This is a genomic window from Streptomyces sp. URMC 123 (assembly GCF_051386515.1).
GTDB lineage: Bacteria > Actinomycetota > Actinomycetes > Streptomycetales > Streptomycetaceae > Streptomyces.
Map to the genome: position 1 here is coordinate 1 of NZ_JBPQTV010000679.1, position 652 is coordinate 652.

At 71.2% G+C, this 652-nt stretch carries 1 protein-coding gene; it reads right to left on the reverse strand.

Going from position 1 to position 652, the window contains the following annotated elements:
* Window positions 1–40: 40 nt before the first annotated feature.
* On the reverse strand, window positions 41–601 hold the full coding sequence (locus ACSNOD_RS31600; RefSeq protein WP_436770504.1) for an HIT family protein: 561 nt from the start codon (window positions 599–601) through the stop codon (window positions 41–43).
* Window positions 602–652: the final 51 nt, after the last annotated feature.

Consider the following 652-nt stretch of genomic DNA (forward strand, 5'->3'; position numbering starts at 1 on the left):
CGGGTGCGGGGGCCGGTGGTACGACCCCCGCACCCGTTCGCTAGGCGGACGGCCAGGCGTCGGCCAGCATCTTGCGCGTGTCCGCGAGCAGTTGCGGCAGCACCTTGGTGTGGCCGATGACCGGCAGGAAGTTCGTGTCCCCGCCCCAGCGCGGCACCACGTGCTGGTGCAGATGCGCCGCGATGCCGGCGCCGGCGATGGAGCCCTGGTTCATGCCGATGTTGAACCCGTGCGCCCCGGAGGCGGCGCGCAGCGCCACCATCGCGGCCTTGGTGAACTCGGCCAGCTCGACCGTCTCGCCGGTGTCCAGCTCGGTGTAGTCGGCGACATGGCGATACGGCACGCACATCAGATGGCCGCCGTTGTACGGGTAGAGGTTCAGCACGGCGTAGACGCGGTCGCCCCGGGCGATGATCAGCCCGTCCTCGTCGGACGCGGACGGAATCGCGCAGAACGGACAGCCGTCGCCCGCCCCGGGCCCGGTCGGCTTGTTCTCGCCCTGGATATAGGCCATCCGGTGGGGCGTCCACAGGCGCTGGAACGCGTCCGGCGACCCGACTCCGATCTGCTGCTCCGGCTCACTCGTCATGGTGTGAAGCATATTCCCGGCGCGGACGCGGAGACGACGAGGGGCGGCCCCGGGCACCGGGGC